The organism is Streptomyces sp. NPDC026589 (assembly GCF_040638385.1).
In the GTDB taxonomy this organism is placed as follows: domain Bacteria; phylum Actinomycetota; class Actinomycetes; order Streptomycetales; family Streptomycetaceae; genus Streptomyces.
On sequence record NZ_JBEZYG010000024.1, the window covers coordinates 137,731 to 146,001 of the forward strand.

General features: G+C 71.1%; 4 protein-coding genes and 1 pseudogene. 2 read left to right on the forward strand and 3 right to left on the reverse strand.

The genetic code is table 11. The annotated features are described in order from the left end of the window. Positions 1-283 precede the first annotated feature (283 nt). Positions 284-3,715: a S41 family peptidase gene (locus tag AB0F29_RS32680; RefSeq protein WP_361879801.1), complete on the reverse strand. Its 3,432-nt coding sequence runs from the start codon at positions 3,713-3,715 to the stop codon at positions 284-286. 198 nt (positions 3,716-3,913) lie between these two features. Here AB0F29_RS32680 and AB0F29_RS32685 point away from each other — a divergent pair, with 198 nt between their 5' ends. Continuing rightward, positions 3,914-4,486, forward strand: a complete 573-nt coding sequence (locus AB0F29_RS32685) for a TetR/AcrR family transcriptional regulator (protein ID WP_265601105.1) — start codon at positions 3,914-3,916, stop codon at positions 4,484-4,486. A 120-nt stretch (positions 4,487-4,606) separates the two neighbouring features. Further along, positions 4,607-6,841, forward strand: a complete 2,235-nt coding sequence (locus AB0F29_RS32690; RefSeq protein WP_361879804.1) for an MMPL family transporter — start codon at positions 4,607-4,609, stop codon at positions 6,839-6,841. 216 nt (positions 6,842-7,057) lie between these two features. On the opposite strand, the gene AB0F29_RS32695 is transcribed toward AB0F29_RS32690, so the two are convergent. Continuing rightward, entirely contained in the window at positions 7,058-7,849 is a 792-nt protein-coding gene (locus AB0F29_RS32695) for an ABC transporter permease (protein ID WP_361879807.1), read from the reverse strand. Beyond that, positions 7,846-8,271: pseudogene (locus tag AB0F29_RS32700) on the reverse strand (ABC transporter); the annotation flags it as partial. The pseudogene AB0F29_RS32700 and the gene AB0F29_RS32695, both read right to left, overlap by 4 nt.

The window sequence follows — 8,271 nt, forward strand, 5'->3', positions numbered from 1 at the left end:
GCGCCTCCTTCTTGGCGTGGGCGCCGCTTCCCGGGTGCGGGCTCGAAAGGTGTCCTCAATCGCCGGACGGGCTTGAACCGATGCCCTCAACCGCCGGGCGGGCTGGAACCGATGCCCTCAATCGCCGGGCGGGCTGAGGGTGGCCGGGCGGGCTGGGGGTGTGGCCGGGGCGGGCTGGAGTTGGTGGCCGAGGTGGTCATTTTTGAGCCCCTCCGGCGATTGAGGAGCGGGGTCCGGGGCGGAGCCCCGAAAGGCGCCCGGGTGCGGGCTGGAAAAGATGTCCTCAATCGCCGGACGGGCTGGTATGCCTCGGCGGCAGCGGTGGTCGCCGCAGGTTCGGGGCCGTTTCGTACGACGGCGGGGTCGCCGCCGGGTGCGCGGCCAGCAGTTCCAGGGCCAGGCGGACCGCGTCGTCGAGGACGGCGTACCGGCCCTCCGCCCAGTCCAGCGGCGTGCGCAGGGCCTCCACGTCCGGTTCCACGCCGTGGTTCTCCACCGACCAGCCGTACGTGTCGAACCAGGCCGCGTTCATCGGCACGGTGATCACCGTGCCGTCGCCCAGGCGGTGGCGGCCGGTCATCCCGACCACGCCGCCCCAGGTGCGCTGGCCCACCACCGGGCCCAGCTTCAGCAGCCGGAACGCGGCGGTGATCATGTCGCCGTCGGAGGAGGTCGCCTCGTCGGCCAGGGCGACGACCGGACCGCGCGGCGCGTTGGAGGCGTAGCTCACCGCCTGGGCGTTGCGGGTCAGGTCCCAGCCGAGGATCCTGCGGGTGAGGTTCTCCACGACCAGCTCGCTGATGTGGCCGCCCGCGTTGCCCCGTACGTCCACGATCAGGGCGGGGCGGGAGACTTCCAGCCGCAGGTCGCGGTTGAACTGCGCCCAGCCGGAGCCGCCCATGTCCGGGATGTGCAGGTAGCCGCATTTGCCGCCACTCAACTCCCGTACGACGTCACGGCGTTTGGCCACCCAGTCCTGGTAGCGCAGCGGGCGTTCGTCGACCAGGGGCATGATCGCCACCCGGCGGGACGGGCCGCTGCCCGCCGGGGAGAAGGTCAGCTCCACCGTCGTGCCGCCCGCCGCCGTCAGCAGGGGGTACGGGCCCGCGACCGGGTCCACCGGGCGGCCGTCGACGTGGGTGAGGACCGCGCCCTCCCTGATCCCCGTACCCGCCAGCGGCGAACGGGCCTTGGAGTCGGAGGAGTCGCCGGGCAGGATGCGCTGGACGGTCCAGGCGCCGTCCCGGCAGACCAGGTTGGCGCCGAGGAGGCCGATCGCGCGCTGGTAGTGCGGCGGGCCCTCGTTGCGGCGGGCGGGGGTGACGTACGCGTGCGAGGTGCCCAGCTCGCCCAGCACCTCGCGCAGCAGGTCCGCGAACTCGTCGGGTGACGCGACCCGTTCGACCAGGGGGCGGTACTGGTCCAGCACCCCGTCCCAGTCGATGCCGCACATGTCCGGCTCCCAGAAGTAGGCGCGGATGAGCCGCCCCGCCTCGCCGTACGCCTGCCGCCACTCCGCCCCCGGGTCGACCTCGTGCAGGATGCGGCGCAGGTCCAGGAAGACCGTGGAGTCGGTGTCGCCCGCCTCGGTGGCCGGTACGGCGCGGAGTTCGCCGTCGTCCATCACGACCAGGCGGGACGCGTCGCCGCTGACCGCGAACCAGTCGAGGTGGTCGACCAGTTCGGTCCTACGGGCCTTCGCGATGTTGAAGTGCTCCAGGGTCGGCCGCCCCGACATGTCGGCCGGGTTGGCGAACGTCTCGCCCAGCGCCCCCGAGATCGGCCAGCGCAGCCAGACCAGCCCGCCGCCACTCACCGGGGCCAGCGCCGAGTACTTGGAGGCGGAGACCGGGAACGGCGTCACCCGGCTCTCCAGACCCTCGAACTCGACCATGACCGTGGACCCCTCCGGCGTACCGCCTTCCGGCACGTCCACCGGGTCCAGGCCGCCCGCCGCCGGACGGCCGTCGGGAGAGAGGGCGAAGGGGGACGGGGTCGCCGAGGAGAGCGGGACCAGGTACGGGCGGCAGCCGAGCGGGAAGGACAGGTCGCCGGTGTGGACGTCGTACACCGGGTCGAAGCCGCGCCAGGAGAGGAAGGCGAGGTAGCGGCCGTCGTCCGTGAAGACCGGGTTCTCGTCCTCGAAGCGGCCGTTGGTGACGTCGACGATCACCGGGGCGCCGGGGCCGGAGATCCGGGCCAGCTTGATCTGCCGCAGCGAGCGGCCGATGCCCGGGTGCGACCAGGTCAGCCAGTCGCCGTCGGGGGAGAAGGCGAGGTCGCGCACGGGCCCGTTGACCGAGCGGATCAGCTCGGTGAGGCCGGGGTGCTCGTCGACCGGCGCGGCACTGTCCGGGGCCGCCGCGCCGGTGGCGGCGTGGAGGTCGGCGCGGGTCGAGCCGCTGGGGGACTTCTTCTGCTTCTGCTCCTTCTCCTTCTCCTTCTCCGCGGTTTCCAGGGGCTCGGGCTCCCCCGTGTCCAGGAGCAGCAGGCGGCCGTCGTTCGACGCGATGGCGAGGCGTTCCCCCTCCGGGTCGGAGATCATCTCCTGGACCCGGCCCAGCAGCCCGGAGGCCAGCCTGCGCGGCGGGCGGTCGCCGCTGGCGCGCGGCAGGTAGGAGATCTCGACGGCGTCGGGGCCGTCCGCGTCGGTGACGTAGGCGACCTGGCCTCCGCTGCCGAGCATCTCCGGCAGCCGCACCCGGACGCCGGGGGTGTCGGCGATGGTGCGGGCGGGGCCGTCGCGGTGGGTGAGCCAGTAGAGGCTGCCGCGTACGGTGACGGCGCTGGCCCGGCCTGTCTCGTCGACGGAGAGCGAGTCGACGTTGCTGGCGGCGGGCACCTGGTGGACACGCCGGCCGGTGCGGGGGCCGCCGAGGCGCACCTCCAGCTTGCGCGGGGTGGCGGCGGGCGACTCCAGGTCCTCGACCAGCCACAGCTCGCCCGCGCACTGGTAGATCACCCGGTGGCCGTCGCTGGAGGCGTTGCGGGCGTAGAAGGCGTCGTGGTCGGTGTGCCGGCGCAGGCCGGTGCCGTCCATCAGGCAGGAGTAGAGGTTGCCGACGCCCTCGTGGTCGGAGAGGAACGCGATGCGGCGGCCGACGAACATCGGGTTGGCGAGGTGGCCGTCGATGTCCGGGAGCAGGCGTTCGCCGTGCAGCCACAGGCGGCCCATGGCCCCGCCCCGGTAGCGCTTCCAGGCGGCCGGTTCGTGCGGGGGCGTGCCGGTGAGCAGCAGGGTGCGGCGCTCGCCGTCGATGTCGGCGACCGCGATGTCGGAGACCGGGCCCCAGGGGAGCCTGCCGCCGGGTCCGCCGTCGGTGGGGACGCTGTAGGCCCAGGAGAAGTACGAGAACGGCTGGTTGTGCGAGGAGACGGCGAGGATCTGGCAGGCCTCGCCGGGATCGGGGCTCCAGCCGCAGACCCGGGCGTCGGTCGAGCCCCAGTGGGTGAGCCGGCGGGCCGGGCCGCCGTCCACCGGGGCGAGGTGGATCTCGGGGTCCAGGGTGCGCCAGGTCGTGTAGGCGATGGAGGAGCCGTCGGGCGAGAAGCGTGGATGGCTGACCCGGGTCCGGTCGACGGTCACCCGCCAGGCCCGTCCGGGGCGGTGCCCGGCGGCGGCGAGGGGGGCGACCCAGAGGTCGTCCTCGGCCGCGAAGCACAGCAAGTCCTGGTGAAGGTGCGGGAAACGGAGATACGCGACGTCGTCACTCACCCCCCAATGTTTTCGGTGCGCGGGGTCCGGGGCAACTTGTGGTGCAGAACACAAGCGAAACGATTTCGTTTCGCTGAGGTGTGCGGGTACGGTTCAGGTGTACGAAACAGTTTCGTTCGATGGTGAGCGGGGCTGCTGAGCGGGTGACCGGGACTGTTGAGCGGGACACCGGACAGGTGAAGCGGAGGAGGTCGGCGCATGGCACGCACCAGGCTGACCCCCGAGCGTGAGGGCGAGCTGTACGAGGCCGTCCTCGACCTGCTCCGCGAGGTCGGTTACGACGCCCTGACCATGGACGCCGTCGCCGCCCGTACCCGGTCGAGCAAGGCCACCCTCTACCGCCAGTGGGGCTCAAAGCCCGAGCTGGTCGCGAAGGCGCTGCGGCACAACAAGCCGGGGAACCTCGCGGACATCGACACCGGTTCGCTGCGCGGGGACTTCCATGCCGCGCTGAGCCGGACCGACGACTGCCAGATGGAGAAGGACGCCGCGCTGATGCGGGGCCTGAGCCATGCCGTCCATGAGTACCCCGAACTGCTCCAGGCCCTGCGCGAGCTGCTGATCGAGCCGGAGATGACCGGCTTCGACCAGATGCTGCAACGGGCGATGGACCGGGGTGAACTGCGACCGGACAACCCGGCGCTGAAGTATATCCCGCACATGCTGGTCGGCGCGCTGGCCGCCCGGCAGCTGATCGAGGACCGTCCTGTCGACCAGGAGTTCCTCATCGACTACGTGGATTCCGTGGTTCTCCCCGCCCTCGGTGTCTGACGTCCCCGTCCCACCCGTACGGCCCTCTCCCCGACGCTCCACCTGACACGCCGCTCTCGTCGTCGGGCTGGTTCCTCACGCCCAATTCCACTCAAACGACCTGACCGGGAGTACGCCCCCGTGGCCACTTTCCTCTACAAGCTCGGACGGCTCACCTTCCGCCGCCGCCGCTTCGTCGCCCTGATCTGGGTGGCGCTGCTGGCGGTCGCCGGAGTCGGTATGGCGACCGCGTCCACCGACACCTCCAACTCCTTCTCCATTCCTGGTACGGAGGCGCAGCGCGCCTTCGACCTGCTGGAAGAGCGCAACCCCGGCACCAGGGCCGACGGCGCCACCGCCCGTGTCGTCTTCAAGGCGCCCGGCGGCGAAAAGGTGACCGACCCCGCCAACAAGAGCGAGATCTCCGGCATCGTCAAGGAGCTGGAGTCCGGCTCGGAGCAGATAGCCTCGGTCGCCGACCCGTTCGAGACGCAGGCCGTCAGCCAGAACGGTTCGACGGCGTACATCTCGGTCGGCTACGAGGTCAGCTCCATGGAGCTGACCGAAGAGACCCGGGAAGCCCTGAAGGGCGCGGCGAAGGACGCGCAGAGCAGCGGAATGAAGGTGGAGATCGGCGGTGACGCCCTCCAGATCATGCCGCACACCGGGACCGCCGAGGTCATCGGCGTGGCCATCGCCGCCGTCGTCCTGGTCATCACCTTCGGCTCGCTGGTCGCCGCCGGACTCTCCCTGCTGACCGCGCTCATCGGCGTCGCGATCGGGGTCGGGACGATCACCGCGCTGGCCGACGTTCTGGATCTGGGCTCCACCACCGCGATCCTCGCCACGATGATCGGCATCGCGGTCGGCATCGACTACGCCCTCTTCATCGTCTCCCGCTACCGCGCCGAACTGGCCGAGGGCCGGGAACACGAGGAAGCCGCCGGACGGGCCGTCGGCACGGCCGGATCCGCGGTCGTCTTCGCGGGACTGACCGTGGTCATCGCCCTCGCCGGCCTCTCCGTCGTCAACATTCCGATGCTGACGAAGATGGGCCTGGCCGCCGCCGGCGCGGTCGCCGTCGCCGTCCTCATCGCGCTCACCCTCGTGCCGGCCGCCCTCGGCTTCGCGGGCAGGCGGGTCATGGGCCGCAAGGTACGCAAGGCCACAGAGGCGGAGAAGAGCCCCGAGGCCAAGCCGAACATGGGCACCCGCTGGGCGCGGTTCGTGCTGCGCAAGCCGGTCTGGGTCATGCTCGTCGGCGTCCTCGGCCTCGGCATCATCGCCGTACCGGCGGCCTCGCTGGAGATGGGCCTGCCCGACGACGGCGCCCAGTCGGAGTCGACCACGCAGCGTCAGGCGTACGACATGCTCTCGGACGGCTTCGGCCCCGGGTTCAACGGTCCGCTGATGGTCGTCGTCGACACGAAGAACAGCTCGGACGGCAAGGCCGCCGCCTCGCGGGTCGCGGAAGAGATCGAGTCGATCGGCGTCAGCGCCGTCATTCCGCCCGCCTTCAACAAGGCCGGCGACACCGCGACGATCACGGTCATCCCCAAGGACCGGCCGTCCTCCCACGCCACGGAGGAGGTCGTCCACGACATCCGTGACGCGGGTCAGGGCGTCAAGTCCGACACCGGGGCCGAGGTCCTGGTCACCGGCGCCACCGCGATGAACATCGACTTCTCGCAGAAGATGAACGACGCGCTGCTGCCCTACCTGGCGCTCGTCGTCGGCCTCGCGTTCCTGCTGCTGATGCTGGTCTTCCGCTCGATCCTCGTCCCGCTGAAGGCGGCCCTGGGCTTCCTGCTCTCGGTGGTCGCGGCCCTCGGCGCGGTCGTCGCGGTCTTCCAGTGGGGCTGGCTCGGCTCGCTCTTCGGCGTCGAGCAGACCGGTCCGATCATGAGCATGATGCCGATCTTCATGGTCGGCGTGGTCTTCGGTCTCGCGATGGACTACGAGGTCTTCCTCGTGACCCGCATGCGCGAGGCGTACGTCCATGGCGAGAGCCCCGGGCAGGCCATCGTGACCGGCTTCAAGCACGGCGCACGGGTGGTCACGGCCGCGGCCGTGATCATGATCGCGGTCTTCTCCGGCTTCATCGGCTCCAGCGAGCAGATGATCAAGATGATCGGCTTCTCGCTGGCGGTCGCCGTTCTCTTCGACGCGTTCGTGGTGCGGATGGCGATCGTGCCCGCCGTCCTGGCCCTGCTCGGCAAGCGGGCCTGGTGGCTGCCGCGCTGGCTGGACCGTGCGCTGCCCAACGTGGACGTGGAGGGCGAGAAGCTGCAGAAGCAGCTGACCGACGATCCCGGCTCCGAGCAGGGGCCCGGGGACGGCGGCGGCGAGGGTGAGCGCGAGCTCGCCCGCGTCTGACCCGTACGTCCCGACGGCGCCCCCCTCCCAGCTCCGGGGCCGCGTCTGAGCGGAGCGTGACCCCGGAAGCGCCGGTTACCTGTGGGGACGGGGACCGGGGCACAGCGAAAGCCCCCGTGCGCACTGCACGGGGGCTTTTCTCTTGCGGCGTTCCTCCGGTCGAGGGCGGGCGAGGCGCGGTCAGCGCGCCGCACGCGGTCAGCGCGCCGCACGCGGTCAGCGCGCCGCCGGGTCGCGGAGGAACAGCGACTTCGACCACAGGTAGCCGAGCACCACCAGGCCGAGGCTCCAGCCGACGGCCAGCCAGCCGTTGTGGCCGATCTCGGTGCCGAGGAGCAGGCCGCGCAGGGTCTCGATGACGGGGGTGAAGGGCTGGTACTCGGCGATCGGCTGGAACCAGCCGGGCATGGTGTCGGCCGGGATGAAGGCGCTGGAGATGAGCGGGAGGAGGATCAGCGGCTGTGCGCTGTTGGCGGCGGCCTCCGCGTTCGGGCTGGCCATGCCCATGCCGACCGCGACCCAGGTGAGCGCCAGGGCGAAGAGCGTGACCAGTCCGAAGGCGGCCAGCCACTCCAGGGCGGTGGCGTCGACGGAGCGGAAGCCGATGGCCACGGCCACGGCTCCGACCAGGACCAGACTGGCGAGGATCTGGAGCACGCTGCCGACGACGTGCCCGGTGATCACGGAGCTGCGGTGGATCGCCAGGGTGCGGAAGCGGGCGATGATGCCCTCGGACATGTCGGTGGAGACGGACACCGCGGCCCCGATCACGGTGGAGCCGATAGTCATCATCAGGATGCCCGGGACGATGTAGGCGATGTAGTCGGAGCGGTCTCCGCCGCCGATGCCCTCGCTCATCACGTCGCCGAAGATGTAGACGAAAAGCAGCAGGAGCATGACAGGCGTGAGGAGCAGGTTGAGGGTGAGGGAGGGGTAGCGCCGGGCGTGCAGGAGGTTGCGGCGCAGCATGGTGTTGGTGTCGCGGACGGCGAGGGCGAGGGTGCTCATCGGAGGTTCTCCTTCGGCTGGTCGGCCTGTGCGGGCACGGTGGTGGAGGCGGTGAGGGCGAAGAACACGTCGTCGAGGTCGGGGGTGTGGACGGTGAGTTCGTCGGCCTCGATGCCGGCCGAGTCGAGCCGGTCGAGGATGGAGCGCAGTTCGCGCTGGGTGCCGTCGCTGGGGATGGAGAGCGACAGGGTCTCGTCGTCGGGGGCGGCCGCGGTCAGTGCGGTGGCGGCGGACCGGTAGGTGTCGGGGTCGGTGAAGCGGAGCTTGACGTGGCCGCCGGGGACGATGCGCTTGAGCTGCTCGGCGGTGCCTTCGGCGGCGAGCTTGCCGTTGTTCAGTACGGCGATGCGGTCGGCGAGTTCGTCGGCCTCTTCGAGGTACTGGGTGGTGAGGAAGACGGTGACGCCGTCGGCGACCAGGCC

Excerpts from the sequence above, each read along its gene's own strand:
- AB0F29_RS32685 (WP_265601105.1), top strand. The coding sequence starts at position 3,914 with ATGGCACGCACCAGGCTGACCCCCGAGCGTGAGGGCGAGCTGTACGAG.
- AB0F29_RS32695 (WP_361879807.1), bottom strand. The coding sequence starts at position 7,849 with ATGAGCACCCTCGCCCTCGCCGTCCGCGACACCAACACCATGCTGCGC.